This window comes from Paraburkholderia bengalensis (assembly GCF_037126505.1).
Taxonomy (GTDB): Bacteria; Pseudomonadota; Gammaproteobacteria; order Burkholderiales; family Burkholderiaceae; genus Paraburkholderia; species Paraburkholderia bengalensis.
In genome coordinates, this window is record NZ_JACFYJ010000044.1 from 1 (window position 1) to 18234 (window position 18234).

The window sequence follows — 18234 nt, forward strand, 5'->3', positions numbered from 1 at the left end:
CGTCAAGGGCGAAATCCTCGAACTGAAGAACACGATCAACACGATGGTGGATCAGTTGCGCTCGTTCGCCTCCGAGGTGACGCGCGTGGCGCGCGAGGTGGGCACGGAGGGCAAGCTCGGCGGGCAGGCGGATGTGCAGGGCGTGGCGGGCACCTGGAAGGATCTGACCGACAACGTGAACTTCATGGCGGGCAATCTGACGAGCCAGGTGCGCAACATCGCAGACGTGACGAAGGCCGTGGCTGCCGGCGACCTGTCGAAGAAGATCACCGTCGACGTGAAAGGCGAAATCCTCGAACTGAAGAACACGATCAATACGATGGTCGATCAGCTCGGTTCATTTGCGTCGGAAGTGACACGCGTGGCGCGCGAAGTCGGCACGGAAGGCAAGCTGGGCGGCCAGGCCGATGTGCAGGGCGTGGCGGGCACGTGGAAGGATCTGACCGACAACGTCAACTTCATGGCGGGCAATCTGACGAGCCAGGTGCGCAACATCGCAGACGTGACGAAGGCCGTGGCAGCCGGCGACCTGTCGAAGAAAATCACCGTCGACGTGAAAGGCGAAATCCTCGAACTGAAGAACACGATCAACACGATGGTGGATCAGTTGCGCTCGTTCGCCTCCGAGGTGACGCGCGTGGCGCGCGAGGTCGGCACGGAAGGCAAGCTTGGCGGCCAGGCCTATGTGCAGGGCGTGGCGGGCACCTGGAAGGATCTGACCGACAACGTGAACTTCATGGCGGGCAATCTGACGAGCCAGGTGCGCGGCATCGCAAAGGTGGTGACGGCCGTTGCAAACGGTGACCTGGCCCGCAAGCTCACCGTCGAAGCCAAAGGCGAGGTCGCGGCGCTGGCGGACACCATCAACAGCATGACGGAAACGCTTGCAACCTTCGCCGACCAGGTGACGACCGTCGCGCGCGAGGTCGGCGTGGAAGGCAAGCTTGGCGGGCAGGCCAAGGTGCCAGGCGCGGCGGGCACGTGGAAGGGGCTGACGGAGAACGTCAACCAGCTCGCGGCGAATCTGACGACACAGGTGCGAGCGATTGCCGAAGTGGCGACGGCCGTCACGCAGGGCGACCTGACACGATCCATTACCGTCGAGGCGTTGGGCGAAGTGGCCGCGCTGAAGGATACGATCAACGAGATGATCCGTAACCTGAAGGACACGACACAGGTCAATACCGAACAGGACTGGTTGAAAACGAACCTCGCGAAATTCAGCCGCATGCTGCAAGGGCAGAAGGATCTCGTCTCGGTCGGGCAACTGATCCTGTCCGAACTGGCGCCTGTGGTTGGCGTGCAGCAGGCGGAATTCTTCGTGCTCGACTCGTCCGAACACGCTGCGTCGCTGCGTTTGATGGCGAGCTATGCATCGAGCGGACATTCGTCGCATGGCAAGCGCGTGCAGTTAGGCGAAGGGCTGATAGGGCAATGCGCTGTCGAGCGGCGCAAGATCCTGCTGGAGTCATCGGCCAGCGAACGCATTCGCATTACGTCGGGACTGATCAGCGTCGTGCCTCACAACGTTCTGGTGTTGCCCGTTATTTTCGAAGGGCAGGTGAAGGGCGTGATCGAGCTGGCGTCGTCCGAGTGCTTCAATCCGACACACCTCGCGTTTCTCGATCAGCTGACAGAAAGTATCGGCATCGTCATCAATACGATCGAGGCCAACACCCGGACGGAAGATCTGCTCAAGCAGTCGCAGTCCCTCGCCCGCGAACTGCAGAGCCGTCAGGAAGAACTGCAGACGACGAACGAAGAACTGCAGGAGAAGGCGCGCCTGCTTGCGCACCAGAACCAGGAAGTCGAACGCAAGAACACAGAAGTCGAGCAGGCGCGCCAGGCGCTCGAGGAAAAGGCCAAGCAGCTCGCATTGACGTCGAAGTACAAGTCGGAGTTTCTGGCCAACATGTCCCACGAACTTCGCACGCCGCTCAACAGCCTGTTGATTCTTTCCGACCAGCTTTGCAAGAACTCCGAGGGGAACCTGTCGGCAAGGCAGATCGAATTCTCGCGAACCATTCACTCGTCAGGCAACGAACTGCTGATGCTGATCAACGACATTCTCGACCTGTCGAAGATCGAATCGGGCACCGTCGCGATGGATTTTGCCGAGCATCGCCTCGCAGACCTGACGTCTTATGTGGAGCGCACGTTCCGGCATGTGGCCGAGGCGCGTAACGTCGAATTCGTCATCGAACTCGGGGCGCACCTGCCTGCATCGATTCGCACGGACATCAAGCGCTTGCAACAGATTCTCAAGAACCTGCTGTCGAATGCGTTCAAGTTCACCCATCGAGGTCACGTGACGCTGTCGGTCGACGAGGTGTCGGGCGGCTGGAGTGCGGACAGTGAAGGACTCGATGAAGCGCAGGCTTGCATCGCATTCTCGGTCTCCGACACAGGCATTGGCATATCGGCGGACAAGCAGCAGATCATCTTCGAGGCATTCCAGCAGGCCGACGGCAGCACGAGTCGAAAATACGGCGGCACGGGTCTTGGCCTCGCGATCAGCCGCGAACTGTCGAAGTTGCTGGGCGGGGAGATCCGGCTCGTCAGCTCGCCGAACAAGGGCAGCACGTTTACGCTCTATTTGCCGGTGTCGGCTGAAACGGCGCGCGTCGCGCGCAAGACGGCTGCTGCATCCGGCGACGAAGCGCCAGCAGCCGTGCGCGACGGGACCGCCATCAGGATCGACCAGGTTGTCGCGCATGAGTTCACCGACAACGTCGTGAGCGAAACACGCGAGCTCGCCGTCACGCCCAAGGACGACCGGTTCGACATCATGGCCGGTGATCGCGTGCTGATGATCGTCGAAAACGATCTGGCGTTTGCTCATTTTCTGCTCGACGTCGCGCGAGAGCAGGGATTCAAGGGACTCGTCAGCCCGCTCGGCGCACCTGCGTTGGCGCTTGCGACCGAGTTCAAACCCGATGTCATCACGCTCGATCTGTTCCTGCCGGACATGGATGGCTGGCGTGTCCTGGGACGGCTGAAAAACGATATGACGACACGCCACATCCCGGTCTGCGTGATTTCGACGGACGAGTCACGCGAGCGCGCGCTCCGGTCCGGGGCGTTTGCCTTTCTCGCCAAACCGATCCAGTCACGCGAAATACTGGACGATGCATTGGGTGTGCTGGCTCGCCATGCCGGTGCAACGCGGCGCACACTGCTTGTCGCACTCGCCGATTCGCCCGAACGGAAGCAGCTTGTCGCGCTGCTTGCCAGCGAGAAAATCACGCCGGTTTTGGCGGACACGCGCGAGCAGTTATTGACCGCGTTGATCGATGACGAAGTTGGCGCGGTCGTGATGGACGAGGACATCTTCGATACTTCCATCGACGACATGAAAGCGGCGCTCGCAAATCGCAGTCCTTTTGCGCCACTGCCGCTGATCGTATTCGCGCCCGGTCAAGCTGACGGACGGTGGATGCGTGAAACCGAATACTTCAATCCTGGCGTTGCGCCCGAGATGAGCCGCTTGCTCGACCTGTGCGTGAGAGCATTGCATATCGACCGGAAAGACCTGTCCGACGAGGCCCGGGAAATCATCGAAACGCTGCACGGTTCCAGCGCAAGTCTGGCAGGACGCAAGGCGTTGATCGTCGATGACGACATGCGCAATATCTTCGCGCTGGCGACCGTGCTCGAAGATCACGGCATGCGCCATGTCTGGGCTGATAACGGCAGGGACGCGATCGGGCTCGTCGAATCGAACCCTGACATCGACATTGTGCTGATGGACATCATGATGCCGGAAATGGATGGGCTCGTTACTACGAGTGAAATCCGCAAGCTTCCCGTCGGGCGCACGCTGCCCATCATCGCAGTGACGGCAAAAGCGATGAAGGGCGACCGCGAGCGCTGCATCGAGGCTGGCGCATGGGACTATCTGTCGAAGCCGGTGAACCGCGACGATCTGCTTGCGGCGTTGCTTGCATGGCTGCACGGCTAGGAGGCTGCGATGGACAATGCTGTGGACGCGTCGCGGCAGCCCGTCAACATTCTCGTGGTGGACGATCTGCCGCAACAGCGTGTTGTGATGCGAACGATTCTCGAAGAACTCAACGAGAACGTGATCACAGTCGGGTCGGGCCGTGAAGCCTTGAAGGCCGTGCTTGAACGGCCTTTCGCCGTCATCATGCTGGATGTGAATATGCCGGGGATGGACGGCCTTGAAACGGCGTCGCTGCTGCGCACGTATCGACGCACGGCGAAAACCCCCATTATTTTCGTCACTGCATACATCGACGAGTCGGAAATGAAGCGCGCCTATTCGCTTGGCGCCGTCGACTATATTTCCGCGCCCGTCGTTCCCGAAGTGCTGCGCTCGAAAGTCAAAGTATTTGTCGAGATGCATCGCATGCATCACGAGCTTCTGTCGAGAGCAGAGGAGCGTGAAGCCATTGCACGAGCGGAGTCGGGCAGAGCGGCGGCCGAGCGGGCGCGGCAACGCGCGGACTTTCTGGCAACCGCAAGTCATGCTTTGACGCGCTCGCTGGAGATCGATGCGACGTTGCAGCGCATTGCGGAACTGGCGGCCAGCGAGTTCGCCGATGTCGCTTTCGTGGCGGCGAGAGGCATTGGCGAGTTTTCTACGGCGCTGTCCGCAAAGTCGGCAAGAAGCGATGATGGCAACGCGCCGGATTTCGCCGCATTTCAGTCAGGCACGCTTGCCCGTTCTTTTCCTGACGCGAACCGCTTCGTGCATCGGTTGCTGCACGAAGACGACGCGGGCGTCGAACTGGCAGTGGGCGAGAGTGTGAGCGAAACGCTCGGAGATGGGCCTGCCGACGAAGGCATTCGAAGCGTCACTGCGTTTCCGCTGTTGACGGGGAACCAGAAAGGGGTCGTCGTACTGTGTTCGTCGCAAGCGACTATCCAGGCGGAGCAGATCACGTTGTGCCACGAGTTTGTCAGCCGTGCATCCATTGCGCTGGAAAATGCGCTGCTGTTCTCGACGATCCGCGACGGTGACAGACGCAAGAACGAGTTCCTTGCGATGTTGGCGCATGAATTGCGTAATCCGCTCGCGCCGATCGCGAATGCGGCCGCCGTGATGCGCAGTGCAAAAGAGGGCGACGCGCAGGTTCTTCGCTGGGCGAGCGAGATTGTCGGGACGCAGGTAGAACACATGGTGCGCATTGTCGAGGATCTGCTCGACGTGTCGCGCATCGCGAGGGGAACCGTCGCGCTTCGTCAGGCACCCGTGGCGCTTTCTATGGTGATCGGCCGCGCAGTGGAAACCAGCCGGCCTCATCTGATCCGTCGTTCGCAAACGTTGACCTGCGATGAGGAGGCGGTCGATATCATCGTCAATGGCGACGTCGTCCGGCTTGCGCAGATCGTCGCGAACCTGCTCAACAACTCATCGAAGTTTACGCCGCAAGGCGGGCATATTTCGTTGTCCACGCGCTTCGCGGATGGCATCGCGACCATTACCGTTGCCGACGACGGGCAGGGTATCGAGCCCGCGTTTCTGCCGCGCGTATTCGATCTCTTTGCACAGGCTGACGGCTCGCTGCATCGGTCGTTGGGAGGGCTCGGTATCGGCCTGACGTTGGTCAGACATCTCACGGAGCTACACGGCGGGTCCGTCAGGTGTAAAAGCGAAGGGCCGGGCAAGGGTGCCGAATTTACCATCCAGCTGCCCGGTACGGTGTCGGAGCGCACCATAGCGACGCTTGCTCCCGTCGTGCATTTGAACCGCAAGACGGCCACGCGTGTGCTGGTGGTGGATGATCTCGTTGCATCGGCGGAAAGTCTCGAGGCGTTGTTATCGATACATGGGTACATCGTGAAATGCGCCATGGACGGCGCATCGGCGCTTCGCGCAGCCGCTGAGATGCGCCCCGATGTGGTCGTGCTCGACATCGGGTTACCCGACATGACGGGCTACGAACTGGCGAGGCACCTGCGCGAGGGAAGCGCCTGTCAAGACGCACTGATCATTGCGCTTAGCGGTTACGGTCAAGAGGAAAACATCCGTCAGGCGACGGAGGCAGGCGTGGATCACTATCTCGTCAAACCCGCGGATCTTTCGGCATTGCTAGACCTGCTGGCATCGCGCGACTGCGGACAAAGCTATGACGGCATCGCATCCACGTGACGTGCGAAGGTTTTTGTCATCGACCAGGCAGATTCTGGAGAAACGCAGCACACTGATGGTCGCTTGACTCGAAGTCCGGCCCACCAGCCGGGCAATGGCCTGATTGACCGCGTGATTCCGTTCAATGAATCTGCCTTCGCTGCGCGACTGGATCTTCTCGCTAAAGACCTTCCTCGCGGGGATGCTCGCGCTTTATATCGCGTTCTACTTCGATCTTCCGAGGCCGTACTGGGCACTGGCATCCGTCTATATCGTGTCGAACCCGTTTGTCGGCGCCACGCGGTCGAAGGCGCTGTATCGCGTGCTCGGCACGGTGCTTGGCGCGGTCGCTGCGATCGCGCTCGTGCCGCCCTTCGCGGAAACGCCTTATCTGTTGAGCGCGGCGATCGCGCTATGGACAGGCGTGTTCGTATACATTTCGATCTCGACGCGAGCCGCACGCAATTACGTTTTCCTGCTTGCCAGTTATTCGCTGTCCGTGATTGCGTTACCCGCGCTGTCGAATCCCCTGAGCATTTTCGACGTGGCCGTGGCGCGAACCGAAGAAATCACGCTGGGCATCGTTTGCGCGAGTATCGTCGGCAGCGTCGTGTTTCCGAACCGTCTTGCACCGACGCTGATCGAGCGAACCGATTCATGGTTTCGCGACGCTGCTCTCTACCTGCGGGAATCGCTGGCGGGCCGGGTCGCGGGAGTACATGTATCGGGCAGCCGTCAGAGGATGGCGTCGAGCGTGCGCGGCTTCGAATTCCTGTTGAGTCAGCTGGCGTACGATCACGTGAGTCCCGCCATTCTGGCGCGCAGCGAGCAGCTGCAAGGCCGCATGCAGGTGATCCTGCCCATCGCGTCGGCGCTCGCGGACATACTCTCGGCACTGCAAAAATCCGCGTCCGGCATCCCTGCGGGTCTTGAGGAACTCCTGCGCGATATCGGGCGCTGGATGGACGGACCGCTTGGCGAGGACCCGGAGCAGCAGGCGCCGCAACTGCGGGCGCGCATTGCGCAACTGGACCCCGCGCGCAATGAACTGACCATCTGGCACGCGGCGTTGTTGTCCAGCGCGCTCTCGCGCTTGCGGCAACTGGTCGATCTGTGGGTCGATTGCCGGACGCTGCGCCACATCATCGTTCACGAAAGCGGGCATTGGCGCCCGCGGTTTCGTCATTGGCGCGTCGGTACGCGGCACGCCTTTCTCGACCGTGGCCTTGCGTTGTTCTCCGCCGGTTCGGCGGCGCTGGTGATCTTCGTTTCTTCGTGTCTGTGGATCGCTTCGGGCTGGCAGGACGGGGCGGCGGCCGTGTCGCTGGGCGCGATCGGCGTGTGCTTCTTCGCCGCGCTCGACGAGCCCGTTCCCATGATGCTCACGTTCCTGAGATGCGCGACAACAGGCGTCATCATTTCAGCGTTCTACCTGTTCGTCGTGTTGCCGAGCGGCCAGGACTTCGGCATCCTGGTGATTTACTTCTCGTTCGTATTCGTGCCGCTCGGGTTGCTGATGCCGCGTCCGAAATGGGCGTTGATATCGACGCTCGTAGCGTTGACGACGGCCACTTTTCTCGGCATCGACAGCGCTTACGACGCCAACTTCCTGAACTTCATGAATGGCAATCTCGCCGGACTGGCGGGCGTTCTCTTCGCGTCCGTGATGACGGGCGTCATCCGTCCATTCGGCACGGACGCGGCGTCAGCGCGGCTCACCCGGTCGAGCTGGCGGGATGTCGTGCTCAGTGCGTCGCCGCTGTCGTTGGTCGAGCAGCGGGATCTGAATGCGCGGATGCTCGACCGGCTGATGCAGCTTATTCCGCGCGTCGCGCCAAGCGAGGACGACAAGCACCCGTCGACCGAAAGTCTGCGCGACATGCGCATTGCGCTCAACACACTCGACCTGCGCAGACTGTCGGGTAAGTTCTCCGGAGAATTTCCCGTTCTGTTGAATCGCGTGCTCGACGATGTGCGAACGCACTATGAACGGTGCCTCGAATCGGGCAAGCGGCAGGCGGTGCCGCCAGCACTCGCAGCCGATGTCGACGGCGCGATCGCGCGGATCATGGCGGAGTTCGCAACCGAGCCCGGCGAGCCGGGCTACAAGCTGCGCAAAGGCGCGCTGCACGCCCTGATCGGTTTGAGGCTGTCGTTGTCATCGGGTGCGATACCCGAGAGCGCATCGTGACGGATGAAGCAATCCCGTACGCGTAGATGGCGTTGGTGCGAAAATCGCGCCTTAACCCTTCGCTCATGTTCTGGAGAACCCGCGTGCACGACTTTCCGCGCATCAATCCCATTCGCCTCCTCGACGATCTCAAGACGCTGCGTAGTTTCGGCGCGAATGGACCGGGCGTGGTGCGCCTCTCGCTGTCGCCCGTCGATATGGAAGCACGTCGCTGGCTCACGAAGCGCATGACGCAGGCGGGACTGGACGCGACCATCGATGGTGTCGGCACGGTGTTCGGCCGCTCGCGCAAATCGGGCCCGGCGCTCGTGATCGGCTCGCACACGGATACGCAACCGACGGGCGGGTGGCTCGACGGCGCGCTGGGCGTGATCTGCGGCCTTGAAATCGCGCGCGCGCTCGACGAATGCGCGGCCACGCGCGACTTCGCCATCGACGTTGCATCGTGGATCGACGAAGAGGGCACGTTTTCGAGCTTTCTGGGCAGCCGCAGTTTTGTCGGCGACGCAGTCGATGCGTCGTTGCAGCACGCGCGCAATCGCGAAGGGCTGTTGCTCGGCGATGCGCTCGCTCAGGCCGGTCTCGCGAATGTGCCGCGCGTGATGCTCGATCGCAAGAGACAACGCGCGTATCTCGAACCGCATATCGAGCAGGGCGGGCGGCTCGAATCGTCGGGGAAGTCGATTGGCGTGGTGACGACGATTGTCGGCATCCGCGAATTCCAGCTGCGCTTCACCGGGCAGCGAAATCACGCGGGCACGACGCCGATGGCGATCCGGCGGGACGCGGGCGCCGCGCTGGTGGCATTGATCGCGCGCATCGACGATGCGTTCAATCGACTCGCTGACGCGGATACGGTGTGGACCGTCGGCCGTATCGATCTCGATCCGGGCTCGTTCAGTGTCGTGCCGGGCAAGGCCGAAATGTACCTGCAGTTCCGTGACGCCAATGCGGAACGGCTGCACGCGATGGAAAGCGCGCTGATTACGCTGGTCGACGAATGGAACGCGCGGCATGCGGTGCGCGCCGAGCTGATTGCGTGCGAAGGTCCCGAAGAGCCCGTCGCGATGGACGCGGCGTTGCAGCAGCATGTCGCGCAGGCGGCCGAATCGATCGCCCCGGGCCAATGGACGCCTATGCCAAGCGGCGCGTCTCACGACGCACAAGTGATCGCGCATCACATTCCCGCTTGCATGCTTTTCGTGCCGAGCATCGGCGGCGTCAGTCACGATTTCATCGAAGATACGGCGCAGGCGCATATCGTGCTCGGTTGCGAGGTGGCGGCGCGAGCGACGGCGCGGATCGTGGACGCATTGCGGCGCGAGACGTGATACGCGCGCGACGTTGTTCGAAGCTGCTCGAAGCCGCCGCGTCGGCTGAATACCTCACGGTGATGTCACGGCGAGAGCAGGCGACAATCTCCGCCAACGATGGACGAACGGCGAACCGTGCCACCGACGTTCCCCCATACACGCTGCTTTCCGTCCATCCGTAGCCCACAGAGTCAGGAATCTCCATGTCAGATACCGCCGCGCGCACGCGACGTGTCGCGCCCCTCTTAGCGCTGTTCCCGTTCCTGCGCCCTTACGCGAGCCGCTGGGCGCTCGCATTGTTCGCGCTGTTGACATCCGCGGGCGCGACGCTGGCGCTGCCGGTGGCGTTCAAATTTCTGATCGACCGTGGCTTCGCGAGCGGTGACCGCACGCATATCGATCGCTACTTCATCGCGCTCTTCGTCGTGTCGCTGATCCTCGCTGCCGCGACGGCGCTGCGCTTCTATTGGGTTTCGTGGCTTGGCGAACGCGTCACGGCCGATCTGCGACGCGCCGTCTACGACCATGTCATGTGGATGAGCCCGCAGTTCTTCGAGACCACGCAGACGGGCGAGGTATTGTCGCGGCTCACCACCGACACGACGCTGATCCAGACCGTGGTCGGCACGAGCTTCTCGCTTGGGCTGCGCAATGTGCTGCTGGCCATTGGCGGCATCGCGATGCTGATCGCGACGAGTCCCGTGTTGTCTGGCTACATCATCGCGACGCTCGTCGTGGTAGTCGTGCCTATTGTGGTTTTCGGGCGGCGCGTGCGGCGGCTCTCGCGCGCGAGCCAGGACAAGATCGCAAACGCAAGCGCGCTGGCAGGCGAGGTGCTCAACGCCATGCCGACCGTGCAGTCGTATACGCATGAGAGCCACGAAGCGCAACGCTTCGGCAGCGCGGTCGAGATGGCCTTCGACACCGCGCTCACGCGCATCCGCGCGCGAGCCCTGTTGACGGCGGTGGTGATCGTGTTCGTCTTCGCCGCCGTCGTGTTCGTGCTTTGGCTAGGCGCGCAGGCAGTGCTCGCCGGACACATGACGGCGGGCCAGTTGTCGCAGTTCATCCTCTATGCGGTGATGACGGCCGGCGCAGTGGGCGCCGTCGCTGAAGTGTGGGGCGATCTGCAGCGGGCAGCGGGCGCAACGGAGCGTTTGCTGCAACTGCTGGCTGCGCGCTCGCCAGTGGCGCAAAGCGCGACGCCCGTGCCGCTGCCCGCGCGCGGCGAAGGCATCCGTTTCGACGACGTCAGCTTCTCGTACCCGTCGCGTCCCGGCACGACGGCGCTCTCCGGGTTCTCACTCGACGTGCGCCCCGGCGAGCACGTCGCGCTGGTCGGGCCGTCCGGCGCAGGCAAGACCACCTTGTTTCAGTTGCTATTGCGCTTTTACGATCCGCAATCCGGCGACATCCAGATCAATGGCGTGTCGACGAATCAGGTGTCGCTCGCTTCGTTGCGCGGCGCGATCGGCGTCGTGCTGCAGGAATCGGTGATCTTCTCGGGCACCGTGCTCGACAACATCCGCTATGGGATGCCCGACGCGACGCTCGCACAAGTGCAACGCGCAGCCGGGATGGCGGCTGCTGCCGGCTTCATCGAGCAGTTGCCGCAAGGTTATGACACGTTTCTCGGCGAGCGCGGCGTGCGGCTGTCAGGCGGTCAGCGTCAGCGCATTGCGATCGCACGCGCGATTCTGAAGAATCCTCCCATCCTGCTGCTCGATGAAGCCACGAGTGCGCTCGATGCCGCGAGCGAACGGCTCGTGCAAACGGCGCTGGACAATGCGGCGCAGAACCGCACGACGCTTGTCATCGCGCATCGCCTGGCGACCGTGCAACAAGCGGACCGAATTGTGGTTCTGGATCAGGGGCGCATCGTCGCGCAAGGTCGTCACGCGGAGCTTCTGCGAAGTTCCCCTCTCTATGCGCAGCTTGCCGCGCTGCAATTCGGCGAACGTGCGCAGGAAGACTGCGGAACATGACGTCTCGCGCGCTGCTCGACGGCGGATGTTCAATCTCCTTTGGCGCGTCGTAGTGCCGCGATCTGCGAGCGCACGTAGGTGATGTGCTCGCGCAGCGCGTAGAAGTCGTCGGCATAGGCAAGCGGCATCTGAAGTTTGTTGAGCCCCTTTTCGATTGCATTGAGCTTCTCGGTGAATTCGACATATTTTTCTTGCGAAGGGTCGTCGATCACGCTGCGCTCCAGCGCGATCAGTTCGCCGTAGCGCCGGTAGAAGCGCGACTTGACGCGCCACGCGTACAGCGGCGGCACATAGTGCAGCACGGGTATCAGCAGAACGACGATCGGCACGACCAGCACCCACAAACGATCGACGAGGCTCGCGAGCCAGAACGGCATCGTCCTGTAGATGAAGCTCTTGCCGGACTTGTAATAGCGCGCGGCATCCGGGCTCAACGGAAAATCGTGCGCGACAGGTGCCGGAAATTCACCCGCCGATTGCAGCAGGCTCGCGCCGCCGTGAACTTCGCCGGCGGCCTCGACGAGCAGCTCGGATAGCGCTGGGTGCAGCGTGTCGCGCGCAATCAGCTCCATGGTCGTCGCGATGGTTGCCGTGGGCTCGGGAGGCAGGTTGTCGGCGAGATCGAAGGCACCCATGGGGACTTCGAACTGGTTCAGGAACGGAAAGGTGCGCATGTAGGCTTTCGCCTGCGTGAAATTGAAGAGATGGATGTTGGCTGTGCGGATCATTTTCTGCATCAGCGCCGGGCGCGCGGAGTCGGCCGTCAGGAAGGCCGCGTCGACCGTGTCCGACAGCAGCGCGTTCACGGCGTCCTCGCCGACGAGCGGCAGCAGTTGCGTATCGCTGTTCGCTTCGACACCGTTCGCTTCGACTCCGTTTGCCTTCAGCAGTAACAGCACGAGTTTTCGCGTGCCGCTGCCTTCGCGGCCGATGGCCAGCCGTTTGCCCTTGAATTCCGAGAGCCGCGTAAGTTCGGGGCCGCGATAGAAAACGAACAGCGGCCAGTTGCTGACGCTGCCGAGCGACATCAGGCGAGCATGCCGCGTGTCGGGCGAGGCGATGCTCGTCACACTCGTGAGGCCGCTCTGCACGAAGCCGAGATCCACATGAACGGCAGGATTGGCCAGTCGCTCCAGATTCTCCAGCGTGCCCGACGACGTCAGCACGTGCAGCGTCACGCCGTTGCGGGCGAGAATCTCCTTGTATTTTTGCGCGTCCCGCCAAAAGCCGCTGTATTCCGGGCCCGCGGAAATCGTCAACGTGTTGGGCGGCGCGGGTTGAATGACGCGAATGATCAGCCAGATCATCACGCCGGCAATCACCGCCATCAAGCCGACGGAGACGCCCAGATCGAGCCATGAGACGAAGACACGATAAGCGAGATGGCGCGGCCCAGGCCGATGCACGGAACGTCTGGCGGAACGGTGATTAGCCATTTTCTACGCACGGCGTAGCGAAACCGGGTGAGGAGCGAAAGCGGTGTCCGACGAATTTGCCTTGCGGACGCCATTCTGGAAATCGGCGTTGAAGAAGAATCCGAAGCACTGACGCGAGCGGTTATCGGCCTCGCGAGCGCATTGACATTCGACGTGATTGCCGAAGGGGTCGAACTGAACGCGCATCGCTGCTTTCTGATCGAGCACGGATGCACCGCCGGGCAAGGCTTTCTCTATAGCCCGGCGATTGCCAACGATTCGTTCGCCGAATTGCTGCAGCAATCCAGCGATGCGCTTCGGATCGGGTAATGGCGGCGGGCGCCGGCGCCATAGGCGCGGCGACGGAGACTGCCGCCAACTGTCGCCAAGCGACGCGAATCAGAGCCCGTGCGCCTTGCGCAATTCGGCGGCTGTTTTCATTCGTTGACGGGTGGGCCCAACGTGAAAGCCTGCGGCGACAACAAAGAGAATGCCGGCGACAGGCCACACATAGATCGCCGTAGCGACGCCGATCCAGCATGCCTCATGAGGCGAGTAAGCGTGGAGTGCCCAGAAAAAGCAGGCAACTGGCAACATCAGCAGGAGCAGAGCCGACCGATTCAGAAAAGTTTCGATCACCGCTTTCTTGTGCGTTTCAGATTGCATGCCTGTCTCCACGAGGAATGGCACTGTGACATAGCGTCGCACAGCAGCCATTTCGCGAATACTTGGTGAAATCCCTGACGTATGACGATTGCTCCGGCTCATGACTGCTTGTGCTGCAACGCATCAACCAGCGTAGCGTCCGTTCACGCGGGGTTGCAGGCGAAGCATCGGTTGGCACTCCGAGATGTTGCGTTGAGGGACCGGATGTTCGCGAGGGCAAGTACAGCGACTTCATATGCATCGCGCAACGGGTCGAGCGCGCGTTCGATCACCGTCGCCGCGCCGTCGATGAGGCGGCAGCGCCCGCTGCCCGCAACACTGGCGAACCCTGAAAAAACGACATATAAACCAAAGCAATACGAAGGTTATAGCCAAGGGGAGGCCACATGCATGACGACTACGTAAACGCCACTACCGCCTCGCGCTGATTTTTTCTTCACGCACCAGATGTTAGCCAGCGTCACCGCGCCTGCTTCGAGCGGCCGGTGCAAAGCAGCAAACAGCCGGAAGGAGTGGCCATGATGAACTGGAAAGCCCGATCGGCGAGCGTCGTATGGTTATGGCCGCTTCTGCTGGCGGCGATGTCATCGTGTGCCGAACACGGTACAGGGGCCGCGCCACCAGCGGCCGTATCGGCGGGTACGGCGCCATCGGGCATGACGTCGACGGCTTCCACGTCCGCGGCGCCGACGTCGATGCCGCCTGCGACGTCCGGCGCCGAGTCAACCGGCCCAGCGCCGTTCAAGCCAGAGGAGATCGAAGCGCTGGTTGCGCCGATCGCGCTCTACCCGGACTCGGTGCTGGCTCAGGTATTGATGGCGTCGACGTATCCGCTGGAAATCGTGCACGCGGCGCGCTGGGTGAAGGCGAATCCGAATGTGAAGGGCGACGCTGCCGTGAAGGCGGTCGAGAATCAGCCTTGGGACACCAGCGTGAAGTCGATGGTGGCGTTCCCGCAAATACTGGAGCCGATGAACGACAAGCTCGACTGGACACAGCGGCTAGGCGACGCTTTTCTCGCCCAGCAGAAAGACGTGTTCGCCGCCGTGCAGCGACTGCGCGCACGAGCGAAAGAGTCGGGCAACCTGAAATCGAACGAGCAGCAAAACGTGATTGTCGATCCCGCACCCGCGGGCAGCCCCGCCGCGACGACGACGATCGTGCGGATCGAACCGGCGAACCCCGAGGTGATCTACGTGCCCGCCTACAACCCGACGGTCGTCTACGGCGCGTGGAGCTATCCGGCGTATCCGCCTTACTACTGGCCGCCGTACCCGGCCTACTACCCCGGCTATTACCCCGGTGCTGCCCTCGCGACGGGGTTCGCGTGGGGTATCGGGCTCGCGGCCGCGGGTGCGATCTTCAGCGACTGCAACTCGTGTTGGGGCGGCGGCGACGTCAACATCAACGTCGACAAGGCCAGGAACGTCGATCGCAACTTCGATCGCAGCAAGGTGCAGGGTCAGGGCGGCCGATGGCAACATGATGCGAGTCATCGGCAGGGCGTCGCCTATCGGGACAATGCAACGCGCAATAAATTCGCCGGTCAGTCGCCGAGCGCCGGTACGCGTGACCAGTACCGCGGCCGTGGCGCCGACGCGAGCGCTCGCCCCGGCACGAGTGACCGGGCGGCTGCGGGCAATCGCGCAGCGACGGCGGACCGCGGTTCGATGAATCGCGCAGGAGGCGACGTAAATCGCGTGAGCAGCGGCGATCGCGCTGGCGGCGTCGGTGGTGGACGCGACAATGCTTTTAGTGGCGTGGGCACGAGCGGCCGCAGCGCGCAGCGCAATTTCGACAGAGGCAGATCGAGCATGCAGGGATCGGGCTTCAACCGGCCCTCTGGCGGTGGCGGCATGCGTGGCGGTGGCGGCGGATTCCGCGGCAGGCGTTAAGGAGGGGATCATGACATTCCATTCACGCGTCGCCGCACAACGGCGGACGCGCAAACTCGCAAGCGTCGCGGGCGCCGTCTTTCTGTCGCTCGCAACGGCAACAGCGGTGTTTGCGCAAGAGAACTTCGGTTCGCCAGAGGCAGCGATGAACGCCTTTGGCGATGCCGTGGTGAAGGACCGCGAAGACGCCTTGCGCTCGATCTTCGGCAGTGACTTTCGCGAACTGATTCCGCCCGTTGGCGCGGCGTTGCGGGATACGTTCATCGCCGAGTGGGCGAAGTCGCACCGGCTCGAGCCTTCGGACGAAGGACGCACTCACATCGTCGTGGGCGCCAATGGCTGGACGTTTCCGGTGCCGATCGTCAAAACGGCAAAGGGATGGCACTTCGACACGCGCGCGGGTGCGCAGGAAGTGCGCTTGCGGCGAATCGGCCGCAACGAACTGGCCGTGATCCAGACGATGCTCGCGGTCTACGATGCGCAGCGCGAGTATGCGCAAATCACTCACGACGGCGACCCGGTACTTGCCTACGCGGCGCGGCTGGTGAGTTCGCCCGGAAAACACGACGGTCTGTACTGGCCGACGGGCGCAAATGAGACGCCGAGTCCGCTCGGCGAGGCGTTTGTCGAAGCGAGTTCGCGCAATGCGAAGGATGCTGGCTACTACGGCTACCACTACAAGCTGCTTACGTCGCAAGGGCCGCATGCGCCGGGCGGCGCGTACGACTATATGGTGCGCGGCAAGCTCTTTGGCGGATTTGCCGTCATTGCGTGGCCCGTCAAGTACGGCGACACGGGGATCAAGACTTTCATGGTGAGCCATGCGGGGCAGGTCTATCAACGAGACCTCGGACCCGAGAGCGCCGCGAAAGCGCAGGCTACGAAATCGTTCGACCCCGGTCCGGGCTGGAGCAAGGTGCCCGATGCCGATGCCCAATAACGCTGCCTGTTCGTTCCCCGCTAGTCGTCCGTTTTCGTCACAATGCGGCCCTCGCGAATGGCGCGGATGAATGCGCGATAGTCTCGTCGGTTCTGGGAACTGTATTCCGTTGCGAACTCCGTGATCGCATCGTCGAATGTCTGCCCGGAACCCATGTACCCGGCGATCATGGCGGCATCGCCCGAACGGGCGTGTGCGCGCGACAGCGCATGCGCGCACATCCGCGCATACTGCCGAAGCATGCCGGTGTCCCAGTCGTCGAGGATGACGGACATCTTCATGTCGCGTAGCTGCCGGACATAAAAATGGCGGCCGTTCTTTCCACGCGTCCAGCCGAGGAACACATCGCTCGCGGTCTGCATGAGACGCTGTCCCTCGATCACGCGCTGACCGTGATTGGCATATCGGCTCGCGCCCGCATAAGGTTCGAGTACGGATGCGCGCGCCTCCTTGACTTGCAGGAACAGTGGATCGTTGTCGGATGCCATGAAAAGGCCGACGGCGCACATCGTGCCGACGCTGCCCACGCCGACCACCTTCAACGCAAGATCGACGAGATGGAACCTGTCGAACAGCACGCGCACGTGTTCGGCGAGGCTTTCGCGATAGGAGGCGACGGCGTCTTCATATCCCGATGCCAGACCGGGCGCGATCTCTTCCGTCGGATGGAAGATCAGTGGCGGCACGTCCTTGATCCGGGGTTGTGCGCCTTCGTGCGAAACGAGCTTCGGATACAGATAATCGGGCACCTGCTTGCGGCGTTCCACTTCGATCCGCTCCGCGATCCGCTTGCGCATGGCTGCCATGACGGCCGGATCGGCCGTGCGATCCTCGTACTTCTGCAAATCGATTTTGTCGTACCAGACATCGAGCGCCCGCATTTCCGCATAGTCGCGCATGCGCTCGCGGTATTCGCGGACCAGGTCGGTGACGAGGCGTGCCGTTTCGCTCGCCGGAAATTCCAAATGTTGCGCTGCAATCACCACGCTCGCTGCCAGCCGCTTGAGATCCCACTCGAACGGGGCAGGCAGCGTCTCGTCCAGGTCGTTGATGTCGAAGATCACGTTGCGCTCCGGCGTCGCGAAGCCGCCGAAGTTCATCAGGTGCGCGTCGCCGCACGCCTGCACCTGGATGCCGCTGGTCGGCGTGATGGCAAGGTCGGCGGCCATCAGCGCCGCCGCGCCGCGATAGAACGCGAATGGCGAGGCGGACATGCGCCCGAAGCGGATCGGCACGAGAGCTTCGAGGCGCCCCGCATTCGATTCGACCAGCAGGTCGACGAGGTCACGGCGCTCCGTCTGCGGCTCCCATCCAGCCTGAGACGAACGCGGCACCCTATTGCGGATCGCGCGTCCTTCGGCCGCCCTCTCATCGGGTGTGCGGTACAGATCGGCTTTTCTCTCTGTGTCGCGTGCGGCGTTGCGTGAAACAGCCTTGTCCATGACATCCCCTATCCCGTTTGGCGCATGCCGTGATCGACTCGTGTCATCGCTGCCGTCCTGCTGCCCCGAGTGAATGGCGCGTGCGACGCAACTGCTTTCCCGACCGACGTCGTTCCTGAACTGCGGCACGCGAGACGCCACACGCAATGGAGATCGGCGTGCGCTCAATCCTTTCGTCTAGCGTTCATGCGTCGTATTGGAAGCGGCGGATGCGCCGACGAACCAAAAGAAAGCCTTGGTATTTCTTTACGATCGGCCATGCAATGCACAGTCGCCAGGTGTGGCCCGCCGCT

Annotated in this window: 11 protein-coding genes; 8 read left to right on the forward strand and 3 right to left on the reverse strand. The window is 62.4% G+C overall.

Annotated features, from left to right (window positions below; translation table 11 throughout):
- The 5 genes from H3V53_RS23845 to H3V53_RS23865 all read left to right on the forward strand — a co-directional run.
- Window positions 1-3961 (forward strand): hybrid sensor histidine kinase/response regulator (locus tag H3V53_RS23845; RefSeq protein ID WP_336600060.1); only part of this gene is annotated, 3961 nt, incomplete at its 5' end.
- A 9-nt stretch (window positions 3962-3970) separates the two neighbouring features.
- The gene (locus tag H3V53_RS23850; RefSeq protein ID WP_336600061.1) at window positions 3971-6115 is read left to right on the forward strand and encodes an ATP-binding response regulator; all 2145 of its coding nucleotides are present in this window, start codon (window positions 3971-3973) and stop codon (window positions 6113-6115) included.
- 124 nt (window positions 6116-6239) lie between these two features.
- On the forward strand, window positions 6240-8285 hold the full coding sequence (locus H3V53_RS23855) for an FUSC family protein (RefSeq protein WP_336600062.1): 2046 nt from the start codon (window positions 6240-6242) through the stop codon (window positions 8283-8285).
- An 83-nt stretch (window positions 8286-8368) separates the two neighbouring features.
- On the forward strand, window positions 8369-9616 hold the full coding sequence (locus tag H3V53_RS23860; RefSeq protein ID WP_336600063.1) for a Zn-dependent hydrolase: 1248 nt from the start codon (window positions 8369-8371) through the stop codon (window positions 9614-9616).
- Window positions 9617-9801: 185 nt separating this feature from the next.
- Complete coding sequence (locus H3V53_RS23865; RefSeq protein ID WP_336600064.1) at window positions 9802-11583, forward strand: ABC transporter transmembrane domain-containing protein; 1782 nt, start codon at window positions 9802-9804, stop codon at window positions 11581-11583.
- Window positions 11584-11612: 29 nt separating this feature from the next.
- On the opposite strand, the gene H3V53_RS23870 is transcribed toward H3V53_RS23865, so the two are convergent.
- On the reverse strand, window positions 11613-13019 hold the full coding sequence (locus tag H3V53_RS23870; RefSeq protein ID WP_336600065.1) for a TAXI family TRAP transporter solute-binding subunit: 1407 nt from the start codon (window positions 13017-13019) through the stop codon (window positions 11613-11615).
- A 27-nt stretch (window positions 13020-13046) separates the two neighbouring features.
- On the opposite strand from H3V53_RS23870, the gene H3V53_RS23875 reads away from it, so the two are divergent.
- Window positions 13047-13328 carry an EAL domain-containing protein gene (locus tag H3V53_RS23875; protein WP_336600066.1) on the forward strand — a complete coding sequence of 94 codons (282 nt, stop codon included), beginning with the start codon at window positions 13047-13049 and terminating at the stop codon, window positions 13326-13328.
- 69 nt (window positions 13329-13397) lie between these two features.
- On the opposite strand, the gene H3V53_RS23880 is transcribed toward H3V53_RS23875, so the two are convergent.
- Window positions 13398-13664, reverse strand: a complete 267-nt coding sequence (locus H3V53_RS23880; RefSeq protein ID WP_336600067.1) for a hypothetical protein — start codon at window positions 13662-13664, stop codon at window positions 13398-13400.
- A 518-nt stretch (window positions 13665-14182) separates the two neighbouring features.
- Here H3V53_RS23880 and H3V53_RS23885 point away from each other — a divergent pair.
- Together H3V53_RS23885 and H3V53_RS23890 are read left to right on the forward strand one after the other, a co-directional pair.
- Window positions 14183-15559, forward strand: coding sequence for a DUF3300 domain-containing protein (locus tag H3V53_RS23885; protein WP_336600068.1), 1377 nt, complete (start codon window positions 14183-14185; stop codon window positions 15557-15559).
- A 10-nt stretch (window positions 15560-15569) separates the two neighbouring features.
- Window positions 15570-16499 carry a DUF2950 domain-containing protein gene (locus H3V53_RS23890; RefSeq protein WP_336600069.1) on the forward strand — a complete coding sequence of 310 codons (930 nt, stop codon included), beginning with the start codon at window positions 15570-15572 and terminating at the stop codon, window positions 16497-16499.
- A gap of 20 nt (window positions 16500-16519) precedes the next feature.
- Here the strand turns inward: H3V53_RS23890 and H3V53_RS23895 are convergent, their stop codons facing one another.
- Window positions 16520-17941 (reverse strand): DUF2252 domain-containing protein, encoded by a 1422-nt coding sequence (locus H3V53_RS23895; protein ID WP_336600070.1) that lies wholly within the window; start codon window positions 17939-17941, stop codon window positions 16520-16522.
- Between the last annotated feature and the right edge of the window lie 293 nt (window positions 17942-18234).